Annotated in this window: 21 protein-coding genes and 2 pseudogenes; 11 read left to right on the top strand and 12 right to left on the bottom strand. The window is 45.3% G+C overall.

Annotation, left to right across the window (positions count from 1 at the left end; translation table 11 throughout):
* Positions 1-198 precede the first annotated feature (198 nt).
* Positions 199-1,104, bottom strand: a complete 906-nt coding sequence (locus B853_RS02585) for a hydrogen peroxide-inducible genes activator (RefSeq protein WP_005440336.1) — start codon at positions 1,102-1,104, stop codon at positions 199-201.
* 200 nt (positions 1,105-1,304) lie between these two features.
* Between B853_RS02585 and B853_RS02580 the strand changes: the two genes are divergently transcribed.
* The 6 genes from B853_RS02580 (at position 1,305) to B853_RS02555 (ending at position 5,945) form a co-directional block, all read left to right on the top strand.
* Complete coding sequence (locus tag B853_RS02580; protein ID WP_038885631.1) at positions 1,305-1,913, top strand: peroxiredoxin C; 609 nt, start codon at positions 1,305-1,307, stop codon at positions 1,911-1,913.
* Positions 1,914-2,186: 273 nt separating this feature from the next.
* Positions 2,187-2,930: a copper homeostasis protein CutC gene (locus B853_RS02575; protein ID WP_038885632.1), complete on the top strand. Its 744-nt coding sequence runs from the start codon at positions 2,187-2,189 to the stop codon at positions 2,928-2,930.
* A 66-nt stretch (positions 2,931-2,996) separates the two neighbouring features.
* Positions 2,997-3,773 carry a polyphosphate kinase 2 gene (gene ppk2 / locus B853_RS02570; protein WP_038885633.1) on the top strand — a complete coding sequence of 259 codons (777 nt, stop codon included), beginning with the start codon at positions 2,997-2,999 and terminating at the stop codon, positions 3,771-3,773.
* Positions 3,774-3,782: 9 nt separating this feature from the next.
* Positions 3,783-4,715 carry a LysR family transcriptional regulator gene (locus tag B853_RS02565; protein ID WP_038885634.1) on the top strand — a complete coding sequence of 311 codons (933 nt, stop codon included), beginning with the start codon at positions 3,783-3,785 and terminating at the stop codon, positions 4,713-4,715.
* Positions 4,716-4,853: 138 nt separating this feature from the next.
* Positions 4,854-5,375 carry a YadA C-terminal domain-containing protein gene (locus tag B853_RS02560; RefSeq protein WP_038885636.1) on the top strand — a complete coding sequence of 174 codons (522 nt, stop codon included), beginning with the start codon at positions 4,854-4,856 and terminating at the stop codon, positions 5,373-5,375.
* A 225-nt stretch (positions 5,376-5,600) separates the two neighbouring features.
* On the top strand, positions 5,601-5,945 hold the full coding sequence (locus tag B853_RS02555; protein WP_249027387.1) for a hypothetical protein: 345 nt from the start codon (positions 5,601-5,603) through the stop codon (positions 5,943-5,945).
* Here B853_RS02555 and phoU read toward each other — a convergent pair.
* The 4 genes and pseudogenes from phoU to B853_RS02535 all read right to left on the bottom strand — a co-directional run bounded on the left by phoU (position 5,932) and on the right by B853_RS02535 (position 11,397).
* Complete coding sequence (phoU, locus tag B853_RS02550) at positions 5,932-6,639, bottom strand: phosphate signaling complex protein PhoU (RefSeq protein WP_010446114.1); 708 nt, start codon at positions 6,637-6,639, stop codon at positions 5,932-5,934. The two genes, B853_RS02555 and phoU, sit on opposite strands and share 14 nt — an antisense overlap.
* Before the next feature lie 32 nt (positions 6,640-6,671).
* Complete coding sequence (pstB, locus tag B853_RS02545; protein ID WP_010446113.1) at positions 6,672-7,490, bottom strand: phosphate ABC transporter ATP-binding protein PstB; 819 nt, start codon at positions 7,488-7,490, stop codon at positions 6,672-6,674.
* 2 nt (positions 7,491-7,492) lie between these two features.
* Positions 7,493-9,166 carry a phosphate ABC transporter permease PstA gene (gene pstA, locus B853_RS02540; protein ID WP_038885639.1) on the bottom strand — a complete coding sequence of 558 codons (1,674 nt, stop codon included), beginning with the start codon at positions 9,164-9,166 and terminating at the stop codon, positions 7,493-7,495.
* A gap of 27 nt (positions 9,167-9,193) precedes the next feature.
* Positions 9,194-11,397: pseudogene (locus tag B853_RS02535) on the bottom strand (ABC transporter permease subunit).
* 212 nt (positions 11,398-11,609) lie between these two features.
* Here B853_RS02535 and ppk1 point away from each other — a divergent pair.
* Positions 11,610-13,700 (top strand): polyphosphate kinase 1, encoded by a 2,091-nt coding sequence (ppk1, locus tag B853_RS02530; protein ID WP_038885641.1) that lies wholly within the window; start codon positions 11,610-11,612, stop codon positions 13,698-13,700.
* On the top strand, positions 13,684-15,189 hold the full coding sequence (gene ppx, locus B853_RS02525) for an exopolyphosphatase (RefSeq protein WP_038885642.1): 1,506 nt from the start codon (positions 13,684-13,686) through the stop codon (positions 15,187-15,189). Before ppk1 ends, ppx begins: the two co-directional genes overlap by 17 nt.
* A 31-nt stretch (positions 15,190-15,220) precedes the next feature.
* Here the strand turns inward: ppx and B853_RS02520 are convergent, their stop codons facing one another.
* From B853_RS02520 to phoB, 3 genes are read right to left on the bottom strand one after another with little or no spacing between them, the layout of a single operon-like run.
* Complete coding sequence (locus B853_RS02520; protein WP_010446102.1) at positions 15,221-16,186, bottom strand: PstS family phosphate ABC transporter substrate-binding protein; 966 nt, start codon at positions 16,184-16,186, stop codon at positions 15,221-15,223.
* Positions 16,186-17,484, bottom strand: coding sequence for a phosphate regulon sensor histidine kinase PhoR (phoR, locus tag B853_RS02515; RefSeq protein ID WP_038885644.1), 1,299 nt, complete (start codon positions 17,482-17,484; stop codon positions 16,186-16,188). The genes B853_RS02520 and phoR overlap by 1 nt, the downstream gene beginning before the upstream one ends.
* Before the next feature lie 40 nt (positions 17,485-17,524).
* On the bottom strand, positions 17,525-18,214 hold the full coding sequence (gene phoB, locus B853_RS02510) for a phosphate regulon transcriptional regulator PhoB (RefSeq protein WP_010446098.1): 690 nt from the start codon (positions 18,212-18,214) through the stop codon (positions 17,525-17,527).
* 224 nt (positions 18,215-18,438) lie between these two features.
* Here phoB and rdgC point away from each other — a divergent pair, with 224 nt between their 5' ends.
* The 3 genes from rdgC (at position 18,439) to B853_RS02490 (ending at position 21,177) form a co-directional block, all read left to right on the top strand.
* Positions 18,439-19,353: a recombination-associated protein RdgC gene (gene rdgC / locus B853_RS02500; RefSeq protein WP_005445276.1), complete on the top strand. Its 915-nt coding sequence runs from the start codon at positions 18,439-18,441 to the stop codon at positions 19,351-19,353.
* A gap of 166 nt (positions 19,354-19,519) precedes the next feature.
* A complete protein-coding gene (gene trhP / locus B853_RS02495; RefSeq protein WP_005440369.1) occupies positions 19,520-20,920 on the top strand; it encodes a prephenate-dependent tRNA uridine(34) hydroxylase TrhP in 1,401 nt (466 codons plus the stop codon).
* A 2-nt stretch (positions 20,921-20,922) separates the two neighbouring features.
* Entirely contained in the window at positions 20,923-21,177 is a 255-nt protein-coding gene (locus tag B853_RS02490) for a YfhL family 4Fe-4S dicluster ferredoxin (RefSeq protein ID WP_005445273.1), read from the top strand.
* Between the two features lie 41 nt (positions 21,178-21,218).
* On the opposite strand, the gene B853_RS02485 is transcribed toward B853_RS02490, so the two are convergent.
* The 4 genes and pseudogenes from B853_RS02485 to B853_RS26155 all read right to left on the bottom strand — a co-directional run.
* Entirely contained in the window at positions 21,219-21,527 is a 309-nt protein-coding gene (locus B853_RS02485) for a hypothetical protein (RefSeq protein WP_038885646.1), read from the bottom strand.
* A 308-nt stretch (positions 21,528-21,835) separates the two neighbouring features.
* Positions 21,836-22,675: a penicillin-insensitive murein endopeptidase gene (gene mepA / locus B853_RS02480; protein ID WP_038885647.1), complete on the bottom strand. Its 840-nt coding sequence runs from the start codon at positions 22,673-22,675 to the stop codon at positions 21,836-21,838.
* Between the two features lie 12 nt (positions 22,676-22,687).
* Positions 22,688-23,020: a DUF1904 domain-containing protein gene (locus B853_RS02475; protein WP_038885648.1), complete on the bottom strand. Its 333-nt coding sequence runs from the start codon at positions 23,018-23,020 to the stop codon at positions 22,688-22,690.
* Positions 23,021-23,392: 372 nt separating this feature from the next.
* A pseudogene (locus B853_RS26155) lies at positions 23,393-23,576 on the bottom strand (IS110-like element ISSpi6 family transposase); the annotation flags it as partial.

The raw sequence follows: 23,576 nt of genomic DNA, 5'->3' as shown, positions 1-23,576 counted from the left end.
ACGCGACTTAAACGCGTTACACAGGCAGTTGTGTAAAATTAACATTGTGAAATTTCACTATTTTATGAAAGCTTCATGAAAGTTCGTCTGTAAAATTTTACAAGTTAAAGTTCACGTACAGAATAAAATGCTAAAAAGCGCACCATTTCTAGTGCGCTTTTTGATATTAGATCGGGAGTAGCAGGCTAATACTAATAGCTAAAGCAGTTCAGAGACGACTTCTGCCAATTGATTGAAAGTGTTTGATCGTGACGAGCTCGGACGCCAAACCAAACCAATATCGCGATACGCTTGCTGACCAGGAGGGTCGATTACCACCAAGTTCTGGTTATGTAGCAAGCCGTGATCAATCGCCATTTGCGGGATAAACGTGGTACCCAGACCATTCGCCACCATCTGCACTAAGGTATGAAGACTGGTCGCGGTAAATGGGTTTATCTTCTCTTTGTCCGTCAACTTACACGCTGAAACCGCGTGCTCTGTAAGACAGTGCTCTTTCTCTAATAAGAAGACAGATTCATCTGGCAAGTCCGCATAACGGATCGGCACTGGTACGGAATCCGCTTGATTGGCGCTGATCACCATGCGGAATGGGTCTTGACCGACTACGCGACTTTCCATTCCCTCTATCTCAACAGGCAGAGCAAGAATCAACACGTCCAACTCACCGTGGCGGAGCGCTTGCAGCAAGTTAGTCGTCGTGTCTTCTCTTAACAGAAGGTTTAATTGAGGGAAGCGGTAGTTCACCTCTTGAACAAGGTCGCACAACAAGAAAGGAGCAATGGTCGGAATACAACCTACTTTAAGCTGCCCTTCCATATCATCGCCTTGACATAGGCGACCCAGTTCGACGAGATCTTGTCCTTTCGCAAGCAATTCGCGACCGTGCTGTACCACCATCTCGCCTGCTTGGGTGAAGACCAATGGGCTTTTCTTATCTTTCTTCTCGTAAAGCGGGCAACCAATCAACTCTTCAAGGTTTTGGATTCCCTTACTTAAAGTCGATTGACTAACAAAACAACGCTCAGCCGCGTCACTAAAATGTCGAGTTTCGTGCAGAGTGACCAAATAGTGTAACTGCTTCAAGCTAGGCCATTTATTCATAATTCTATTTGTATCTATTGCTGTTCCAGTGATCGAGATAATAGTTTCGTTATTATCGCTTTTTTCGATGAACTCAATCTATTTATTTCGCTTTTTTCCATACTACAATCTGTACTATAGTTTGTCTCGCACAAACAAGGACCAAACCTAAATAACTGAATGTAGGTTTGGATCAAACCAAATTTTTTAGGAGCAAAAAAATGGTACTAGTAGGTCGTCAAGCCCCTGACTTTACTGCAGCAGCTGTTCTAGGTAACGGTGAAATCGTTGAAAACTTCAACTTTGCAGAATTCACTAAAGGTAAGAAAGCAGTAGTATTCTTCTACCCACTAGATTTCACTTTCGTTTGCCCATCTGAGCTAATCGCATTCGACAACCGTCTAGCTGATTTCCAAGCTAAAGGTGTTGAAGTAATCGGTGTTTCTATCGATTCTCAGTTCTCTCACAACGCATGGCGTAACACTGCTATCGAAGATGGCGGTATTGGTCAAGTTAAATACCCACTAGTTGCTGACGTTAAGCACGAAATCTGTAAAGCGTACGATGTAGAGCACCCAGAAGAAGGCGTTGCTTTCCGTGGTTCTTTCCTAATCGACGAAGACGGTCTTGTACGTCACCAAGTAGTTAACGATCTACCACTAGGTCGTAACATCGACGAAATGCTACGCATGGTTGATGCACTAAACTTCCACCAGAAGCACGGCGAAGTATGTCCTGCACAATGGGAAGAAGGTAAAGCAGGTATGGACGCATCTCCAAAAGGTGTTGCAGCTTTCCTATCTGAGCACGCAGACGACCTAAGCAAGTAATAGACACTGCCGCCCAAGCTCAACGGGTGTGTTGGTTGGATGTATATAAAGCAAAAAGCTATAGCGGAAAAACCGCAAACGCCAATCAGTCTAAGTAAAGTCATAAAAAAGCCCAGAGTTCACTCTGGGCTTTCTTTTTATCTGCGCTTTTGAAAAGCAAAAGAGGCAAGCACCACACAAAAAGTTTACCTCTATTTCCTTCGGTCTCAGTACAGATTCTCCCCTTTCGTCCTGCTAGTATTTGCTGTAATTACAATAATTCAGGACAACCTCGTGAACACTCAACTTGAAGTCTGTATTGATAACATTGAATCTCTCCACAACGCGATTGCCGGTGGCGCAACTCGCATCGAACTCTGCTCTTCACTTGCTTTGGGTGGCTTAACCCCAAGCTATGGCTTTATGCAGCAAGCCGCTAAACGCTCTACTATTCCGGTTTACGCGATGATTCGCCCTCGCCAAGGTGACTTCTTCTACAGTGAGGAAGAAATCGAAATGATGCGTTGGGATATTGAAGCCGCTAAACAAGCAGGCTTGAATGGTGTCGTACTCGGCGTGCTCACTCAAGACGGCAACATTCATATGCCGTACGCAACGGCACTGTGTGAATTTGCTCAAGCGCTTGGCTTAGGCGTGACTTTCCATCGTGCCTTTGACCAGTGTCGTGACGCTGAAAAAGCTTTGGAAGAAGTGATCAGCTTAGGCTGTGAACGTATTTTGACTTCCGGCCTTGCGCCTTCGGCACCGCAAGGTATCGATGTGCTTAGAGCTTTGGTCGAGCAAGCACAAGGACGCATTGCTATCATGGCAGGCGCCGGAGTGAATGCAGACAATGTTGGCCAGCTCGTTGAACAAGCCAAAGTCACTGAAGTACATTTATCTGGCAAGACGACTCGTCCAAGTCACATGACCTTTATTGCCGAGCAAAGCCAAATGGGCGCTACCGATGTGGATGATTTTTCGATTCCAGTCACTAACACCGACGCTATCGCGAACATGGTAACAGCTCTCAATTAAGGGCTTTTAAATCCCGTCTTTGATTATTGAGTGCTAACATGTTGATAACTAAGGATTGGAGGATTCATGGCGAAACTTAAGAAAAAGGAATACGAAAAAGAGTTAGAGAAGCTACAGATTGAGTTAGTTAAGCTCCAAGAATGGGTTAAGCATAAAGGGCTTAAAGTCGTGGTTCTGTTCGAAGGTCGTGATGCAGCAGGTAAAGGCGGAACCATCAAACGCATCACAGAAAAACTCAATCCTCGCGTCTGCCGTATCGCAGCCCTTCCCACGCCAACTGAAAAAGAAAAAACACAATGGTATTTCCAGCGCTACGTGGCACATTTACCAGCTGCTGGAGAGATCGTTTTATTTGACCGCAGTTGGTACAACCGAGCCGGTGTCGAGAAAGTGATGGGCTTTTGCACTCCAGACCAATATGAGGAATTTCTCCGCTCTTGTCCGGAGTTCGAACGCATGTTACTGCGCTCAGGCATCATCTTAATTAAGTACTGGTTTTCGGTTTCAGATGAAGAGCAAGAGAAACGCTTTTTGGAACGTATCAACACTCCGATAAAACACTGGAAGTTCAGTCCGATGGATTTGGAGTCGCGCAATCGCTGGGCAGAGTATTCCGAAGCCAAAGATAAAATGTTTGCTTACACTGATACCAAAAGTTGCCCTTGGTGGGTAGTCCCTTCTGATGATAAAAAGAAAGCTCGGTTAAATTGCATCAGCCATCTGCTCAGTCAAGTCGAGTATGAAGAGCTAGAACATCCAGAAATCGAACTGCCGAAACTGAACAAAGAAGGGTATGTTCGTGCACCTATCGACGATCAAACCTTCGTACCTGAGAAATATTAGAGATGTACCATGGCGAAAGACCTGTTTCACACCCTTGACCTGAATCTGCTCAAGACCTTTATGATTTTGATGCAAGAGAAAAACATGCGTAAAGCCTCTCAGCGCTTGTTCGTCTCACAGCCCGCCATCAGTCAAGCGCTACAAAAGCTACGTAATCACTTCGGTGACGAGCTGTTTGTAAAAGTAAAAACAGGTCTTGAACCGACACCGTTCGCCGAATCTCTCGCCAACGATATTACGCCGCACCTCGATGGTTTAGCGGCTGCAGTTAACCGCTCTCATCAATTTGATCCTGCTGAAGTGGACAACAAAATCCGAATTGCACTGGCACCAATCACAATGACTTGCTTGCCCGGTTTCCTCTTCGAACAAATGAGAGCGTTAGCCCCTAACGCTCAACTTGAATTAGTTGGTTGGTCGAACAGCACGGTTGATGAGATCTTGAAAGGTGAGACACTGATGGGAGTAAATTACGAGTTACTTCTAACCAATAAAGAGATCTACACGCCGAAGCTACTGGATTTGAAAGGGCGTATTTTTGTCCGTGAAGATCACCCAATCACCAAACCTCATGTTGAACCACATGATCTTGGCGGATACCCAATTGCTTCTTTGATTTCCCCAGGGTGGAACGACAAGTTCAGTTACGCGTCTGAGCTTCTCACCGAAATGGGCGTTGAACACAGCATTGGATTTCGCTCAGAAATGATCTCTGCAATACTTGATGTCGTTAAACACACTGACATGTATTTACCTCACTCCAATTTACTTCCGGTTGAGCAATTTCCGGGATTAAGAGCCGTTGACGTCACGATTGATGGTCAACCACAAATGAAATCCGTGCATTGTCACATGCATGTTCGAAACCGGAATAACCCACTAGTAAAATGGTTAACAGAGCTTATCCAACAAGGTCTAAAACTACAAGCTAATAAGTTCTGATTATCATCAAGATAACGACAGTCACTTGGTCATAAATAAAACTTCTCAATAAGATAGCCCTGCTTTTAAGGGAAATGACAAAAAGCGATTGCTTACAGTAAGGATGCTGTCACTCGTTTACTTATTGAGAGTTCAGACATGACTAAAAAACTTGTAAAGCTAACCGCTGCTTGCACCCTACTGGCTTCTTTCAGCTCAGTTTCCGCGGTTGTCCCAGATCGTCCAATCCCACAAGTTCCAACTAACCCAATTGAAGAGCAGCCTGTTCACCCAATTGAAGACTCTACCCCACCCAATCGACCTCAACCAGCTTCTCCAGAGCAACCTATTGAGCGCGATACCACCGATGATCGATTGATTCACTTGGAAGGGCTAGCGGCAGAATATGATTACCGCTTAAACCAGCAAGCAGAACAAATGGACGGAGTCCGAGCAAGCTTACACGCTGTCACTAATGCTCGACCTTATGCGACAAATGGTGAACTGGCTATCGGTGCTGGTGTTGGTTTCGCGGGAAGTAAAGAAGCAATAGCAATTGGCGGCGCTTACGGCTTAACGGACCAAGTTAGCCTTTCAGGTACATTCCACTATGAATCATCAGGCAAATATTCATCGTCTGACGTTGCTGGAGGTGTAGGTATCCAGTTTAACTTCAGATGATAAATTAATTTTGCATGTTGCCAAGGAGGGCGATTACAGGAGCAATAAATATGAAAAACACCCTTTTATTAGTGTTCACCTTAGTTTTGCTACCAGGTGTCACTTCAGCGAAGAGCCTACACATATCCCCTGAAATAAAAATGGGCCATACTGGGGGGGGCTGGTATTTCAGGGGGAGGCTTGCAACTTGGGGGAACGGATGTCCTCGGATTGGATGCTCTCTATATGAGCTACTCTCACACATCCGCTGAGTTATTATGGGATAAAGACCGATTAAAGACCTACCGAATAGGAGGCCAATATCAACTTTTAGACCATCCGAATAAGCTTGGCTTTCAAATTGAAGCAGGCCTCGTAGAGTATGAAGGGCAACGGGACTATATCTGGTCCGATAAATCAAGAAGCGCCCATGGTTCAGGAGCAAGCATTTCAGGCGCGTGGGTTCTGTTTTTGAACGAACATGTTGGGCTTAGAGTTGGAGGCGACTTCAACTATATTGATAAAAAGAAAACCTTACTAGGCAATAGTTGGAGTGCAACCTTTTCGACAGGCATTGTTATTCATCTTTAGATAAAACGTCATCTAAACTTTGATCGCCGAGATGACGTACATCTTTCCCTTTCACGAAGTAGATAATGTATTCACATATATTCTGGCAACGGTCACCTACACGTTCAATGGCACGAGCCGACCACATCACTTGCAGAATGTGAGGAATATTTTTCGGGTCTTCCATCATATAAGTCATCAACTGGCGAATCACTGCTTCATATTCCGCGTCTAACTTATCGTCAAGCTTATGTACTTCTGCGGCCGCATCCACATCCATTCGAGCAAAAGCATCGAGTACTTGGTGCAGCATTTGGATCGCCTGACGACATAAAGGCTCTAACGAGACTTGGAATTGGCGCTCTTGCGATGATGGGCTTTCGATCGCTACGTAGGCAATGCGTGTCGCAACATCACCAATGCGTTCAAGATCTGTGATGGTCTTAATGATAGCCATAATCAAACGTAAGTCTTTTGCCGTAGGCTGACGCTTAGCGATGATACGGGTACAAGCGTCGTCAATAGAGACTTCCATCGCGTTCACTTTATGATCATCACGCACAACTTTACGTGCCAGTTCGATGTCATCCTTGTGTAAGGCTTGAATAGCATACGACAGTTGCTGCTCTACTAAGCCACCCATGGTAAGTACATGGGTACGAATCGATTCTAGCTCTACGTTAAATTGTCCTGAGATATGACGTCCAAAGTGCATGGCTTTCTTTTTAATCCTTAAAAGGTCGCGGCTTAACCGTAACGACCGGTGATGTAATCTTCGGTTTGTTTCTTCATTGGAGAGGTGAAGATCGAATCCGCATCCGAGTATTCAATCAATTTACCCATATGAATAAACGCAGTATGGTCGCTTACGCGCGCCGCCTGCTGCATGTTATGGGTAACGATAACCACAGTATATTGAGTCTTGAGCTCATTGATAAGCTCTTCAATAGTTAAAGTTGATATTGGATCCAATGCTGATGTCGGCTCATCTAATAATAGTACTTCTGGCTCAATCGCGACGGCACGTGCAATAACCAAGCGCTGCTGTTGTCCGCCAGAAAGTCCAAATGCGTTCTCATGTAAACGGTCTTTAACTTCATCCCACAATGCCGCAGACCGCAACGAGCGCTCGACCGCATCATCCAAAGTTCGGCGAGTCTTAACGCCCTGCAGACGGAGGCCATAAACCACATTCTCATAAATTGATTTAGGAAATGGATTAGGGCGTTGGAATACCATACCGACACGGCGACGCAATGTTGCCACGTCAACACTTGGGTTATAGACATTCTTACCGTGCAAACGAACTTTACCCGTCACCTTGCAGCCTTCCACTAAGTCGTTCATACGGTTAATGCAACGTAATAGTGTTGATTTACCACAGCCTGATGGGCCAATGAATGCCGTTACACGCCCTTTCGGAATACGCATGGAAATATCGTGCAGCGCCTGAGCCTGACCATAGAAAAGATTAAGGTTCTCAATAGAGATAGCCGTTTGTTCATCCGTTAGATTATGAACATCCAACGGCGGCTCATAACCCAATGTATTATCAAAGTTAAACATGCTTAATCTTGTCCTAAAGTTCGGTATTTCTCACGCAGGTTATTACGAATACTGATTGCTGTTAAGTTTAGTCCGACAATCACGGTCACGAGTAAGAAGGAAGTCGCGTAAACCAGCGGACGCGCGGCTTCAATATTTGACGTCTGGAATCCGACATCGTAGATGTGGAAGCCTAAGTGCATGAACTTTCTGTCCAAATGCACGTAAGGGAATTGCCCATCCACTGGCAAGCTAGAAGCCAGCTTCACAACTCCCACTAGCATCAAGGGTGCAACCTCCCCCGCAGCACGAGCAATCGCTAGAATCAAACCAGTGATGATCGCAGGGGTTGCCATAGGCAAAACCACACGCCACAGTGTTTCAAACTGCGTTGCGCCTAAGGCTAGCGAACCATGACGAACAGAGCTTGGAATACGGGTTAAACCTTCTTCCGTGGTGACAATCACCACCGGTAACGTCAATACAGCTAACGTCAATGCTGACCACAACAAGCCCGGCGTACCAAAGGTTGGAGCGGGTAATCTTTCAGCGTAAAACAGGTTATCGATCGAGGCACCAATGGTGTAAACAAAGAAGCCCAAACCAAATACACCGTAAACAATCGAAGGAACACCAGCAAGGTTAATAACCGCAATACGAATGACTCGAGTAAGCGCATTGTTCTTAGCGTACTCATGCAAATAGATTGCCGCCACCACCCCCAATGGCATCACGATGATCGACATAATGATAACCAAGAAAACTGTACCGAAAATCGCTGGGAAAACACCACCTTCAGAATTCGATTCGCGTGGGTCTTCTGAGAGGAACTTCCAAACCTGTTTCCCCCAATGAGCCACCTTTTCAGGCAGTGACATTTGGTTGGGATACCAGTAGTCCAAAATGTCTTCTAACGGAATCGAAACTTGAGTCCCGGTCATGTCTTCGACAATGAGCGCATAATCGGAGAAGCCCAAACGCAATCCATCAAGCTGCATGTCTAGCTTGGCTAACTCTGCTTCAATTTCTGCTTTGCGTTGGCTGTTGTTTGCCAAAAACTCTTCGGTGATAGTGTCATTAAGCTCGTGCTTGCGCTTGTCTAAGCGAAGCTGTTCTAGCTTCCAACCCAAGTCTTTTACTTGATCATCCACCAGCATGTCGATTTCGTGATGCAAGGTTTCAGCATCATCAAGCTTCTGATCCAAAAGCGTTTGAATGTTGTTTTCGTAGCGCGTGTTACCATCTTGGAAAGCAACAAACTTACCGAAAAAGTAGCCACCACTGCTGCGCTCAATCACTGCCCATTCGCCCGGAGTCGTCGGCTCATCCAACTGCATTTTCAGTACCGAGATAAAGTCAGCTGGGTACAACTCACGGTTGGCAATTTTGATGTTCAAACGTGTTGCAAATTCTTCGTCATCCGCGAGTTTATTTGCCGCTTCTTTTGGTAGGTAACTTCTGGGTACGAAACTGCGCTCGTAAACCTGGCCAACCAGAATCGAGTTTTCATGCAGCACTTCGCCCTGCACCGGAGTCAGCGCAGCAACGTTCCATTGATAAAGTGGCGCAGGCCAGAAGTAAGTAAGCCCCTTCCAACCAATCAATAGCAATAAACCGAGGACAGAAAGCAAACTGATACTCACTGCTCCCCCGGTTAACCAAATCCAAGGTGCGCCAGAACGAATCCAATTTAACACGCTATTACTCGCTCTTCCGTTAACTGATTACAACGCACGATATTTATCTCTTAGTCTTTGACGAACCCATTCTGCCAAAGCGTTCACCGCAAAGGTGAAGACAAACAAAATTAATGCCGATAGGAACAACAATCGATAATGAGAACTGCCCACTTCCGACTCTGGCAATTCAACCGCAATGGTCGCCGACAAGCTGCGCAAGCCTTCTAGCACGTTCCAATCCATTAATGGCGTATTACCCGTCGCCATTAATACAATCATGGTTTCACCCACTGCACGACCAAGTCCCATCATGATTGCCGAGAAGATGCCCGGGCTGGCTGTCAGCAGGACCACATAAATCAGGGTTTGCCATGGCGTCGCGCCGAGTGCTAATGAACCATCCGATAAGTGCTTAGGTACAGAGAAAATCGCATCTTCGGCAATGGTGAAAATCGTTGGTATAACCGCAAATCCCATCGCCAAACCAACTACCAGCGCGTTACGTTGGTCAAAACCAATACCATGGTCAGTCAAGAACAAACGCATATCACCGCCAAAGAAGGCTTGCTCAAGCATTGGCGACACCCACACACCCAGCCCGATCAACAACAGAAGCAAAGGCATCAATACTAAGGCATGCCACCCATTAGGAAGGCGGTTACGTATCGGCTGTGGGATCAGTGCCCATAGACCGCCCATCACCATAGTGCTCAGCGGCAAAACAAACAACATCACCATAACGGTAATCAGATGGTCTTCCACAATCGGCGCGAACCAGAGCCCGGCAAGGAAACCAATAATAACCGTAGGCAAAGCTTCCATTAACTCGATTGATGGCTTTACCACTCGCCGCATACGTGGCGACATAAAGTAAGCGGTATAAATTGCGCCAAGCACAGCCAGTGGTACTGAAAATAGCATCGCGAACATCGCCGCTTTGATGGTGCCAAACGCAATTGGCACTAAGCTGAATTTCGCTTCAAAGTCATCACTGGCAGAGGTAGATTGCCACACAAATTCGGGCTCAGGGTAACCTTCATACCAAACCTTTTGCCACAAGGAGGACAGAGAGACTTCGGGGTACGGGTTATCAACGAACGCGACATTCAATTCGCCGTTTTGCCATGTAATCAGATAGCGCTCGTTATTCGACATTGCTGCCATCACTGGCGCTTGTGTGTAGGCTCGCTTAAACAACACCAATTTCTCACTGGTGGTGTAATGGCTTTGCAACGTACCGTTGGTGTAAAAGCTGTAGAAACCTTTGCGGTGTGAATCGGGAAGTAAATACTTCAGCTCAGACGCCAACTTAAAATCACGAATGTGAGTCAAAGTACGTTTGTCGCCCTGCAACGTATCAAACCATTGCGATACACGACCATCGTTATGCGTAACGAGCAGAGAATACGCCCCAGCTAGCAAATCCATCGTTCTCACTGAATGCTTTGTATCACCTTGCGTTAGGTCGATCACTTCACGTACCGAGAACTTACGTTCACCTTTCACAAGTACGATTAACTCAGAGCCATTACGCAAGTACAAGTTTTGCCCATCAGGTGTTAACAGCATTTGATCTGGCGAATCAAAACCGGAAGAAAAGGTGTAATTAACCGTTATGGGTAGCGCATCTAGTACTTGGGGCTCTTGCCAACGAGCTTTAAGCACTCCGCTCTGAGTCTGCCATACTAGAGTTGGGAATTGTGGGGATGGACTAAAAACAAACTTTGTCACCGGGTCGCTGGCATCTGTCAGCTGCATGTTCATGCTTGAACTAAAAGGTATCACTTCCGGTGGACGAGTGTTTTCGCGCAGCGTCGCGTTAAACTCCGGCTTGAAAATATGTGCTTTACCTTGGCCATCGACTAAACCATACCAACCAGTCCCGGTGCAGACTGAGAAAACGCCACTGGGTTGTTAGCTATCTGCTGAGTGTAAAGCGCGGGCTTGCTAGAATCATCAAGAGGTAGAAAACGAACTTCACCGGATTGGGTTAAAACCAAACCGATTTGAGAGTAATCATCAACGGAAATTGCGAGTGGCTTCCCGCTTTGGGTTGCACGAGCGGCATAATTGGTTTCGATCTCTGCATCAGAAAACAGAGGGATGATCACCATCGCGAGATAAACGAAGATCAACACAAGAGCAGCAAGGACGCCTACACCACCAGATGTCACTGCAATTCGGACTAAACGATCTTTAATCAATCGTTTCTTATCTTTCTCCTGCAATGAAAACTCGGCTTGTGCCATTGATCTCTCTACCCTTTTTTACTTAGTACTAGAATATGTCGTTAAGATGACAATTATATTACAGATCACATTAAACAACTGAAAAGAATACAACTCTTGTACAGATCTTATTATGAAATAAAACTGTAACGTAAACCTCATAATGTTCAGACTCATCATTTTGTATCTCACTGGTGAGTACGGATCTACTTTATTTTAGGCTAGGTAAGGTTATGAGCTCAGAAAAACTCTATATAGAAAAAGAACTTAGTTGGTTGTCTTTCAACGAGCGAGTACTACAAGAAGCCGCTGATAAAACCGTTCCTCTCATTGAGCGAATTCGCTTTCTTGGAATCTTTTCCAATAACTTGGATGAGTTTTATAAAGTACGCTTTGCAGACGTAAAACGTCGGATCTTAATTAGCCAAGATCGAGGTGATAGTAATAACTCTAAGCACTTGTTAACTAAGATGCAAACCAAAGCTTTGAGGCTAAACGAGCAGTTCGATGAGCTATATAGTGAACTAATTCGGGAGATGGCTAGGCGCCGTATTTTCTTAGTGAACGAAAATCAGCTTGATGATACACAAAAGCGTTGGATCACCAAGTACTTCCGTAAAGAAGTCATGCCGCACATCACACCACTTTTGATCAAAGATGACATCGATGTTTTGCAATTTCTCAAAGACGAGTACGCATACATTACCGTTGACTTACGTAAAGGCGATCAATCTCAATACGCTTTAATTGAAATTCCAACCGATCACTTACCTCGTTTCGTCATGCTACCTGAAAAAAAGGGTAAGCGACGTAAAACGATCATCCTGCTCGACAACATAATCCGCTATTGTCTCGATGAGCTATTCAAAGGCTTTTTTGAATACGATGAACTCAAAGGTTATGCGATGAAAATGACTCGGGATGCTGAATATGACTTACGCTTTGAAATAGAATATAGCCTGCTTGAGCAAATGTCTGAAGGGGTTAATCAACGCCTCACAGCACTACCCGTTCGGTTTGTTTATGAACGTGATATGCCACAGAAAATGCTGAACTTCTTATGTAATAAACTGGGAATATCTAGCTATGACAACCTCATTCCTGGTGGCCGTTACCATAACTTCAAGGACTTCATTGATTTTCCAAACGTTGGCCGTGACTACTTAGAAAACAAACCAATGCCACCAATGAAGTGTGCCGACTTTGAAGGTTACGCAAACAGCTTTGAAGCAATTAAAACAAAAGACATATTGCTGCACTACCCTTATCACACCTTCGATCATATTTCTGAATTAGTTCGCCAAGCCTCTTTCGACCCAAAAGTCCTCAGTATAAAAATCAATATCTATCGCGTCGCTAAAGACTCACGCTTAATGAACTCGTTGATCGATGCCGTACACAATGGCAAGGGCGTCACGGTTGTTGTGGAGTTACAAGCTCGTTTCGATGAAGAAGCTAACATCGAGTGGTCTAAGATACTGACCGAGGCAGGTGTGCACGTTGTCTTTGGTGCGCCAGGCCTTAAGATCCACTCCAAATTACTCTTAATAAGTCGTCGAGAAGAAGGCGAGATTATTCGTTATGCCCATATTGGCACTGGGAATTTTCATGAAAAGACAGCACGCATCTACACTGATTTTTCCTTACTCACTGCCGATCAGGAGATCACCGACGAGGTACGCAATGTGTTCGGATATATCGAAAACCCGTACCGCCCAGTTAAGTTTAACCATTTGATTGTTTCTCCACGTAACTCTCGAACACAGCTATATCGTCTAATCGATGGTGAGATTGCGAATGCAAAAGCAGGAAAGAAAGCGATTTTGACCATCAAAGTCAATAACTTGGTCGACAAAGGCATCATCAATAAGCTCTATGGAGCCAGCAATGCGGGGGTGAAAATCAATATGATAATCCGCGGTATGTGTTCACTCGTACCGGGTATTGAAGGGGTGAGTGAAAACATTCGTATTATCAGTATTGTTGACCGTTTCTTAGAGCACCCTCGCGTGATCATCACCCACAATAGTGGTGATCCACAAGTTTATATCTCGTCAGCTGACTGGATGACTCGCAACATCGACCACCGCATTGAGGTTGCTGTACCAATCCACGATCCTCGTTTGAAACAAAGAATTATTGATATCACTAACATTCACTTTACCGATACGGTAAAGGCTCGCTTAATCGATAAAGAGATGAGCAATAGCTATGTACCACGAGGTAATCGTAAAAAAGTTCGCTCACAAGTTGCTATCTACGACTATCTTAAACATATAGAAAAGCAAATAAGAAAACAAAAATCAGATGCCTCAAATACTTGAACAAGATGTACGCCATATTGCCGCAATTGACCTCGGGTCGAACAGCTTCCATATGGTAGTGGCGAAAGTTGTGGGAAGTGATCTGCAATTAGTCAGCCGCCATAAACAACGCGTCCGCTTAGCTGCCGGACTCGATTCAGAGTTAAATCTCAGCCATGCCGCGATGGAGCGAGGCCTTGAGTGCCTCGCAATGTTCGCCGAACGCTTACAAGGCTTTGAAGCTTCAAACGTAAGAATTGCAGCTACACATACCTTAAGGCGAGCTAACAACGCCCACCTCTTTATTAAACGAGCCAAAGAGGTGCTGCCTTTTCCAATTGAGATCATCCCGGGCGAAGAAGAAGCTCGCCTCATCTATCTTGGCGTCGCGCACACTCAAGCAGAATCTAACTCAAAGTTGGTCGTCGACATCGGCGGCGGAAGTACCGAGATGATCATCGGTCAAGAATTCGAACCTGAACTTCTCAACAGTAAGCAAATGGGTTGCGTGAGCTTTACCGAGCAGTTCTTCAATAATGGCAAACTGTCGAGTAAGAACTTCAGCAAAGCGATTCTCGCCGCAGAACAACGCATGGAATCCATTGCCTCAAAATACCGTAAGAAAGGCTGGGATATTGCTCTTGGATCTTCCGGTACTATCAAAGCAATACGTGAAGTGTTGATTGGTTTAGGTTATGAAGATGGGCTTGTCACCAATAAGCGTTTAGGCAAGCTTATCGACACGCTATGCGAGTTTGGTTCCATTGATGATATCGAGCTTGTTGGTCTTAGTGACGAGCGTAAGTCAGTCTTTGCCGCAGGTGTAGCCATTTTATCTGCCATCTTCCAATCACTAAAAATCAACCAGATGTTCTTCTCGGATGGTGCGTTGCGTGAGGGCTTGCTCTACGAGATGGAAGAGCGCTTCGCTCGTTCTGATATTCGTATGCGCACCACAGAAAACCTAGCAAAACAACATCGCGTTGATATTGAACACGCGGCACGCGTAAAAGGTCATGCAAGGGAGATGCTGAGCAATGTTCGTGCTGAACTTGGTATCAAGAAAAAGAGTGAGTTGTTTGATTTACTGGAATGGGCGGCTTTGCTGCATGAAGTTGGCTTGAGCATCAGTCTGCGCGGCTTCCATCGTCACTCATTCTACATTCTGCTGCACTCCAACTTACCGGGCTTTAACCGCGAACAGCAATTGGTATTGGCGACCTTAGCTCGCTTCCAACGTAAATCCCTTAAGCTGAGTGAGCTCCCAGAGTTCAATCTCTACAAAGAGAGTGACATCATCAACTTAATTAAGATTCTGCGTCTAGCTATCGTGGTCAACGGTCAGCGTAACGACGATCCACTGCCAGAGCTGACGCTGTCGATACAAGAAAATAAGTGGGTACTTACCTGCGCTGAAGAAGGTTGGCTGGAGAATAACAAACTGCTCGATGCCGATTTACAGGAAGAACAGCAACGCTGGGAAAGCGCAGGATGGGTATTGAGCTTCTAACTGCAAATTCAATGAAACAAAAAAGGTCGGCTTACAAACCGACCTTTTTTAGTTCCTTTGCAGCAAAATCGGCAGTAATCGGAACATAACCGTCTTTCGCGACCAGTGCTTGCCCTTGGGCAGAGAACATAAAACGAATGAACTCAGATTCAATTGGGCTTAACGGATAATCAGGATGTTTATTCACGTATACATAGAGGTAACGCGATAGTGGGTACTTACCTGAGATAATATTTTCACGCACTGGGCTAACGTAATCTGTGCCTGTTTTCGCAATAGGAACTAAACGAACCCCAGCAACTCGATAACCCACACCGGAGTAACCAACACCGCTAATCGTTGATGCGACAGACTGCACCACTGATGCTGATCCCGGCTGTTCATTCACACGAGTTTTGAAATCACCGCCACACAAGGCGTTACTTTTAAAGTAACCGTAGGTACCCGATACCGAGTTACGCCCAAACAACTGCAAGTTACGCTTTGCCCATTCAGCTTTGATGCCTAACTCACGCCAGTTAGTGATGAACTCACTTTCACCGCAGCGCAATGTCGCGGAAAACATCGCGTCCAGCTGATGGAAGTTAAGCCCTTTGATTGGATTATCTTGGTGCACAAAAATACCAATAGCATCAATCGCAACACGAAGAGCCGTTGGCTTGTAACCATGCACCCGCTCAAATGCTTCGATCTCTCGCATACGCATTGAGCGACTCATTGGCCCAAATTGCGCAGTTTGCTCTGTTAACGCCGGTGGCGCAGTAGATGAGCCAGAAGCTTGTACCTGAGCATTAATATTCGGGTAGATAGATTTAAACTCTTCCACCCAAAGCGTGGTCATACCCGCTAACGTATCTGAGCCGACAGACAATAAGTTACCGGCTATGCCAGTTGTCTTTTGATAATTCGGCAACGGTTCATCTTGTGCAAAAGCCACGCTGGAGAGTACCAGTGTGGCTAGAGTAACTTTCTTGATTACTTTGGATACGACGCTCATTACTTCACCACCAAACGACTTGGCAGAACGAAAGAGAACTTACTGCCAACGCCAACTTCACTGTGGATTTCGAGATGAGAATCATGGTGGCTCAACGCGTGCTTCACGATGGCCAAACCTAGACCACTGCCCCCAGTATCTCGTGAACGAGCTTTATCCACGCGATAGAAACGTTCGGTCAATCGATGCAAGTGTTGTGGCTCAATACCATCACCGCTGTCTTCTACTTCTAGGCAAGCGCCTTGGGCAGTTTGATACCAACGAACGTTAATATGTGCCCCCGGAGGTGTGTATTTCACCGCGTTATACACCAAGTTAGAAATCGCACTACGCAGTTGGTCATCATCACCGAGCACGCGCAGACTAGAATCAACATCGAACTTCAACTGATGCTGATCATCGCCACTTAAGCTTACGGCCTCCTTCTCTAGCACTTCTAACATGCTAGGTACATTGACCACATCTTCCAGTTCATGCATTGGTGCCGCTTCAATCTTAGAAAGCGTCAGAAGCTGATTAACCAAGCTGTTCATACGATTGAGCTGCTCTGTCATCACACCATGAGCTTTGGTCCACATTGGTCCAACAATCATGTCTGGATCTTCCGTCATCTCAAGATAGCCTTGCAGTACCGTCATCGGTGTACGAAGTTCATGAGATACGTTAGCGAAGAAGTTACGACGCATACCTTCAAGCTGTTTAAGTTGGCTTACATCACGCACCACCATCAGGTGTTCTCCTTCGGTGTAAGGCACGATACGCAGCTCTAACATACGTTCGACGTTCAATGGCGAACGCATTTCTAGCGGCTCAGAGAAGTCTTGCTTGTTGATGTACTTAATAAAGTCTGGAGTACGAATTAGGTTAGAAATAGGTTGTCCAGAGTCTTCCGGCCAGTGGAAACCCAAAAGGTGCTGTGCAAGCTTGTTACACCACACGATATTGCCTTCAGCACGAAAGACCACCACCGCATCCGGCAGTGATTCAGCACCATTGCGGAAACGGCGAATTAAGTTGGTGAGCTCTTTGCGTTTGCGACGCTGACGTTGCTGCAAGCGGTACAAACCGTTAAATAACGATTCCCAGTTGCCACTGCCAGACGGTGGTGTCAGACGTTTTTCATCCCACAACCAAGCCGACAAACGCACCTGATTATGTAAATGCCATACAAGCTGCAAAGCCGTGGCAGCCAAAAGCAACCACGGCATATAACCGAATATCCAACCTATGATCACCCACGGGGTGTAAAAAAAAGCCAGCTCCCAGGCCAGCTTTTTCCAAGTCAATCTTTCAACCACTCATTACTCCATAAATGGTATTGATAAGCTGCTAACGATGTTATGCCTTTGTCGAGAAACGGTAACCTGCACCACGAACGGTTTGAATCAACTTGTCATGGCCAGCCATTTCAAGTGCTTTACGTAGACGACGGATATGCACATCAACGGTACGATCTTCTACATAAACATTAGTACCCCAAACGTTGTTTAGCAGTTGTTCACGGCTGTAAACACGCTCTTGATGGGTCATAAAAAAGTGCAGCATTTTGAACTCTGTCGGTCCCATATCAACCGCTTCATCATTTGCGGTAACCCGGTGAGAAACAGGATCTAATTTCAGACCTTGAACATCAATCACATCTTCAAGCGCTGTCGGTGTCACGCGGCGAATTACCGCTTTAAGACGAGCAACCAGCTCTTTTGGTGAGAAAGGTTTAGTGATGTAGTCATCAGCGCCGACTTCTAAGCCGCGAACCTTATCTTCTTCTTCACCACGCGCGGTGAGCATCACAACAGGGATGTTACGAGTTAACTCTTCACGCTTCATGTGTTTGATGAAATTGATACCGCTACCGCCTGGTAGCATCCAGTCTAGTAACACTAAATCTGGGAAGGGTTCAGCCAGTTTGGTTACCGCAGTATCGTAATCTTCTGCTTCTACTGCTTGGTAACCTTTCTGTTCAAGCACGAAGCAGAGCATTTCGCGAATCGGAGCTTCGTCTTCAACAACCAGAATCCTTCTAGACATAATTGAATAACCTTATGTGAGTTGAGCTAATGAATTTCAAGGACAAAGCGCCCCTCTATGCATAAGCATTATTACCACCAATTATGACACTTTTGTGACCTTTGAAAACAAATTTTCATATAAGTTTCTTTTGAGATTCATCATGATCTTTTTCAATTCTATTAGGACAACGCCGGCAAAATTCCCTATGATTAGTCTCTTGTCATCAAGCCTAGAGAAGATTTATGTGGTTTAAAAACTGTCTGGTATACCGTGTTAACCGCGAGGTTAACTTCAACGCCGATCAACTGGAAACTCAACTTGCCGAGTTCCGATTCACCCCTTGTGGCAGCCAAGATAAGCAAAAGTTTGGCTGGGTTAGCGCGATGGGTAGAAATGGCGACATGATGACGCACGTTTCTGAAAACCGCATTCTAATTTGCGCTAAGAAAGAAGAGAAGATGCTACCTGCTTCAGTGATCAAAGATTCACTAAACGCAAAAGTAGAAGCAATGGAAGCACAAGAAGGTCGTCCTCTTAAGAAGAAAGAGAAAGACAACCTAAAAGATGACATCGTAATGGATCTACTGCCACGTGCATTTAGTCGTAGCAGCCACACTTACGTACTGATCATGCCAAAAGAAGGCTTCATCCTCGTTGATGCAAGCAGCTACAAAAAAGCAGAAGACGTATTGGCACTATTACGTAAGACAATGGGTAGCCTGCCTGTTGTACCAGCAATCCCAGAAGTTGCGATCGAAACGACTCTGACTGAGTGGGTAAAAACTGGCGATACACCACAAGGCATCACAATGATGGACGAAGCAGAGCTTAAGTCTGTGCTAGAGGAAGGTGGTGTGATTCGTTGTAAGAAGCAAGAACTGACAACCGATGAAATCCGCAACCACATCGCTGCAGACAAAGTGGTAACTAAGCTAGCACTAAACTGGCAAGATCGTATCGAATTCATCATGGCAGAGGACTCTGGCATCAAACGTCTTAAGTTCTCTGATGAACTAAAAGATCAAAACGATGATATTCCACGTGAAGATCAAGCTGCTCGCTTCGATGCAGACTTCTCTCTAATGTGTGGTGAGTTCAGCGCTTTCTTACCAAACCTATACGAAGCGCTAGGCGGTCTGCCAAACCCTAACGCTTAGTTTCGTACAAAAATTAACCACAACGCCCTCACTTTTTTTGAGGGCGTTTGTTTATCCAAACCATAATTCTCCTAGTCACAGTTCACATTTTGACGTAAAATTTGCGCCCCATTTCCATGAGGTGGATTTGGCCTGACTTGTGATCAGATACTAAGAGAATTGAGCAATGACAACAGAGAAAGCATTCGTACCAGAGCTACTGTCTCCTGCAGGTAGCCTTAAAAACATGCGTTACGCATTCGCCTACGGCGCAGATGCAGTATACGCTGGCCAACCTCGCTACAGCCTTCGCGTACGTAACAACGAGTTCAACCACGAAAACCTACAAATCGGTATCAACGAAGCGCATGCCCTAGGCAAAAAGCTTTACGTGGTATGTAACATCCAACCGCACAACTCTAAGCTTAAGACTTTCATCCGCGACCTTAAGCCAGTGGTAGAAATGGGCCCAGACGCACTTATCATGTCTGATCCAGGTCTTATCATGATGGTTCGCGAAGCGTTCCCAGAAATGCCAATCCATCTGTCAGTACAGGCGAACGCAGTAAACTGGGCAACCGTGAAGTTCTGGGCAGCTAACGGCGTTGAGCGTGTGATCGTTTCTCGTGAGCTTTCTCTAGAAGAAATCGAAGAAATTCGCGAGCACTGTCCTGAAACTGAACTAGAAGTTTTCGTTCACGGTGCTCTATGCATGGCCTACTCTGGTCGCTGCCTACTGTCTGGTTACATCAACAAACGTGACCCTAACCAAGGTACTTGCACTAACGCATGTCGTTGGGAATATAAAGTCGAAGAAGGCAAAGAAAACGACGCAGGCCAAATTGTTGAAGCATTCGATCCAAACGAAGCTCAAGCAATCGAAGTCGCTGACGAACGCCCTGAAACAACTATCGGTCGCGGCAAACCAACTGACGAAGTGGTATTGCTTTCTGAAAGTCACCGTCCAGAAGAAAAAATGGCGGCATTTGAAGATGAGCATGGTACTTACATCATGAACTCGAAAGACCTACGCGCTATCCAGCACGTAGAACGTCTAACTAAGATGGGTGTTCACTCATTGAAGATCGAGGGCCGTACCAAGTCATTCTACTACTGTGCACGTACTGCTCAGGTTTACCGCAAAGCGATTGATGACGCAGTTGCTGGTCGTCCATTCGATGAGAGCCTAATGGGTACGCTAGAAAGCCTAGCTCACCGTGGCTACACAGAAGGTTTCCTACGTCGTCACACTCACGACAGCTACCAGAACTACGATTACGGTTACTCTGTATCTGACGCACAACAATTTGTTGGTGAATTCACTGGCAAACGTCGCGGTGACATGGCAGAAGTTGAAGTGAAGAACAAGTTCATCGTTGGTGACAGCCTTGAGCTAATGACGCCAAAAGGCAACGTAATCTTCACGCTAGAAGCTATGGAAAACCGTAAGTCAGAATCAATTGAAGACGCAAAAGGTAACGGCCACTTTGTATTTATCCCGGTTCCAGAAGACATGGATCTGGAATACGGTCTGTTGATGCGTAACTTAAATGCAGGTCAGGATACCCGTAACCCAACTGGTAAGTAATCATGGCACTACTTATTACCGATAAGTGCATCAACTGCGACATGTGTGACCCTGAGTGCCCTAATGGTGCAATTACTATGGGTGACAGCATTTTCGAAATTGATCCTGCTCTATGCACAGAGTGTAAAGGTCACTACGAAAAACCAACATGTCAGTCGGTGTGTCCAATTACGAAGTGCATTATTACCGACCCAAATCATGTCGAGACTGAAGAGCAATTGCTAGAGAAGTTCGTGATTATTCAAGGGCTAGCGTAATTGAAAGAGGTTCAACTTTGCAGCCAAAGTTGAACCTTTTTTTAACCCGATTTTTCGATAGGAATGATGTTGCAAAACAGTTCTTTCTCAAAGTTATACTCCAAACGAGAACGCCAGTCTGAAGTATTTGAAACAGGCACTAAATAAAAATTCTCCCTGCTAGTGTCAGTAACGAATGCCATTCCATACTGCATTAATTCATAATGAACATCACTAACAAACCCAGGGTCCAAACGCTGCCTACCAGTAAGATGATTGATATCATCTCTCGAAATAGAAACACCCGTATCTTCACCGCTAAATCTGTGTCTCAGCCATCCCGCAAATTCTTTTGCACAAATCATCGTCATGGTCTTGTCCTTGATTTACTCTTCGACGGGCAACAAGCCACTCAGCCCACCTATTAATATTGTCTGCGAAGCCACTTCCATAACCAACTGACAGACACGAAGCTAAGCAATCAGAGAGTCGTGCGAATTAGTTCTATTCAAAAACAAAGAAAATGGAATTTACCACCATAAACCACTGTTTCTTAAAAACATTCATACAATACCATCTGGATAACTTAGGTTGTTTTTTATACTAATATTATTCACTGTAGACAAAAGTGTGATGATTCTCCAGTTTCATAACCGAGATACGGCAGTACCCTACCCACTCATTTCATCGTAATAAGTGGTGCACACTCGGCAGGAGTGAGCTTTCTATTTTTCTTAGCTGGGGAAGGCGTACTTTTTTTATTTGTCGCTTTTGGGGATGGAGATTTAGGCTTCCAACTTGCGAGTTCTGCACCGCAGCCATCCCCCATAGGAGGTGGAGCTTGATTAACACAGTTCAGACTGGAAGAAGGGCAAGCTAACCGAACATGGAAATGGTAATGATGCCCCCACCAAGGACGAACTTTACGTAACCACGCACGCTCACGACTCGCTTCTTGCTTACACAACTGCTCTTTAATCACTGGATGAACAAAGATTCTAGCGACACGCTCACTTTGAGCAGCACTACGAATAATTTCAAAGTGTCGCTTCTCCCAGCGATGTTCTAGGATCTGGTATTTTTTTAGATCCACAACACTCATTGGCTTCGGCAATTGTAGCTCGTTATAAGATAGTGGCTCATCAGCTAAACGAAGCCATATATCAATGTCTAAGCCAGTTTGATGACTAGAATGACCAGAAGAAAAACGTCCACCACGCGCCAAAGACAAATCACCAATGAGCAATGTTGTATTAAGGTCTTGGTTTGCTTTTCTAGCGAGGTCTTCGATAAAACGAATAGCATGTGGATGCCCATAGTAACGCTTCGTTTTACTGCGCAAAACCTGATAGCCAGCACCATCCAAAGGGAGAGGCAAAGCGCCGTCTAAACAACCATTAGCATAACTACCAATAGCAGAAGAAGAATTATTTGTGGGACCAGGAACCTGCTCCCATGGAGTAGCATAAATAAAAGCTGAGAATAATAAACTTAAACAAAAAGAAAGACTCAGCTTCATCGCAATTATTCCTTAATAGTGCTCACCATTATCATAGTAGCCTTTAGGAGAGAGGGCCGAGAAAATTACCGCGACATCGATATCTTCGCCTGCAATACCTCGGACTTGTTGAGTGATCGCTTTAGCAACCTTGTCCTGTGTTTCCTGACCACGGTCGAACCACAGCACCTCAACAAAAGGATAGGCAGTGCTTACTTCACCTTCACTGAAAAAAGTACTGTAAATGTATTCAAACGTGAAGTCCTCGCGAGGGCAATCCATTAATGGTTGTAACTCATCAGTAAGAGGTTTTGATAGTGCTTGAACCGCTTGAGGCTCTACCGCTCTAAATCGAAGATGTGGCATAAACTTGCTTCCTAATTATTAGAATTAAGCGCCGATAATAGCAGGAACTCGAATTCTTATCACCTTAGCGGTAAGAGTATAGGTGCTATTGGAAATATGAAGTTTGAGGCTAAGGCAAAGCTTACAGATGCAAAAATGTATGGTCCGCCCCGTTATTGCAACTACAATTTAGTCATAACGGAGTTGGTTTGCGCTAATGTATTCGGAGTCCACGTTGGGAACATTAACTTCCCCGCTCCACGATGATATCCGCGCCAGATTATCCTTAAAAGCCCCAAAGCAACTAGGTGCTATTTTTTGTATCAGGTTACTAATCTGGCCGATCGACCGTTTTTGTCATCACGTTCATTGGCGTTGCAAACTTGGTTATGGCTATACAGCCCTAAAAGCTTGGCGGTGGTACAACACCGCCCAAGCTATTCTTGCTAGCTTATTGGCAAGTGCGACTACCACTACATTAAACGGCTTTGTTGCTCGTAAATTGACTAACCAATCTCCAAACACTTTTCCTGTTGTTTCTATCCTAGATAGCACGGACCTCGCTCCATGATATAAA

This window comes from Vibrio rotiferianus CAIM 577 = LMG 21460, assembly GCF_002741985.1.
Lineage (GTDB): Bacteria > Pseudomonadota > Gammaproteobacteria > Enterobacterales > Vibrionaceae > Vibrio > Vibrio rotiferianus.
Note: the sequence above shows the minus strand (reverse complement) of the source record. Positions and strands in the feature narration are given on the sequence as shown.

What these genes read in the sequence shown, in the direction of transcription:
- ppx (WP_038885642.1), top strand. Translation starts at nt 13,684, where the DNA reads ATGCCTCAAATACTTGAACAAGATGTACGCCATATTGCCGCAATTGAC.
- ppk2 (WP_038885633.1), top strand. Translation starts at nt 2,997, where the DNA reads ATGGCGAAACTTAAGAAAAAGGAATACGAAAAAGAGTTAGAGAAGCTA.
- rdgC (WP_005445276.1), top strand. Translation starts at nt 18,439, where the DNA reads ATGTGGTTTAAAAACTGTCTGGTATACCGTGTTAACCGCGAGGTTAAC.
- B853_RS02565 (WP_038885634.1), top strand. Translation starts at nt 3,783, where the DNA reads ATGGCGAAAGACCTGTTTCACACCCTTGACCTGAATCTGCTCAAGACC.
- B853_RS02485 (WP_038885646.1), bottom strand. Translation starts at nt 21,527, where the DNA reads ATGACGATGATTTGTGCAAAAGAATTTGCGGGATGGCTGAGACACAGA.
- B853_RS02520 (WP_010446102.1), bottom strand. Translation starts at nt 16,186, where the DNA reads ATGAGCGTCGTATCCAAAGTAATCAAGAAAGTTACTCTAGCCACACTG.
- phoB (WP_010446098.1), bottom strand. Translation starts at nt 18,214, where the DNA reads ATGTCTAGAAGGATTCTGGTTGTTGAAGACGAAGCTCCGATTCGCGAA.
- B853_RS02585 (WP_005440336.1), bottom strand. Translation starts at nt 1,104, where the DNA reads ATGAATAAATGGCCTAGCTTGAAGCAGTTACACTATTTGGTCACTCTG.
- B853_RS02580 (WP_038885631.1), top strand. Translation starts at nt 1,305, where the DNA reads ATGGTACTAGTAGGTCGTCAAGCCCCTGACTTTACTGCAGCAGCTGTT.
- mepA (WP_038885647.1), bottom strand. Translation starts at nt 22,675, where the DNA reads ATGAAGCTGAGTCTTTCTTTTTGTTTAAGTTTATTATTCTCAGCTTTT.
- B853_RS02555 (WP_249027387.1), top strand. Translation starts at nt 5,601, where the DNA reads ATGAGCTACTCTCACACATCCGCTGAGTTATTATGGGATAAAGACCGA.
- B853_RS02560 (WP_038885636.1), top strand. Translation starts at nt 4,854, where the DNA reads ATGACTAAAAAACTTGTAAAGCTAACCGCTGCTTGCACCCTACTGGCT.
- B853_RS02490 (WP_005445273.1), top strand. Translation starts at nt 20,923, where the DNA reads ATGGCACTACTTATTACCGATAAGTGCATCAACTGCGACATGTGTGAC.
- B853_RS02475 (WP_038885648.1), bottom strand. Translation starts at nt 23,020, where the DNA reads ATGCCACATCTTCGATTTAGAGCGGTAGAGCCTCAAGCGGTTCAAGCA.
- pstB (WP_010446113.1), bottom strand. Translation starts at nt 7,490, where the DNA reads ATGTTTAACTTTGATAATACATTGGGTTATGAGCCGCCGTTGGATGTT.
- trhP (WP_005440369.1), top strand. Translation starts at nt 19,520, where the DNA reads ATGACAACAGAGAAAGCATTCGTACCAGAGCTACTGTCTCCTGCAGGT.
- phoU (WP_010446114.1), bottom strand. Translation starts at nt 6,639, where the DNA reads ATGCACTTTGGACGTCATATCTCAGGACAATTTAACGTAGAGCTAGAA.
- ppk1 (WP_038885641.1), top strand. Translation starts at nt 11,610, where the DNA reads ATGAGCTCAGAAAAACTCTATATAGAAAAAGAACTTAGTTGGTTGTCT.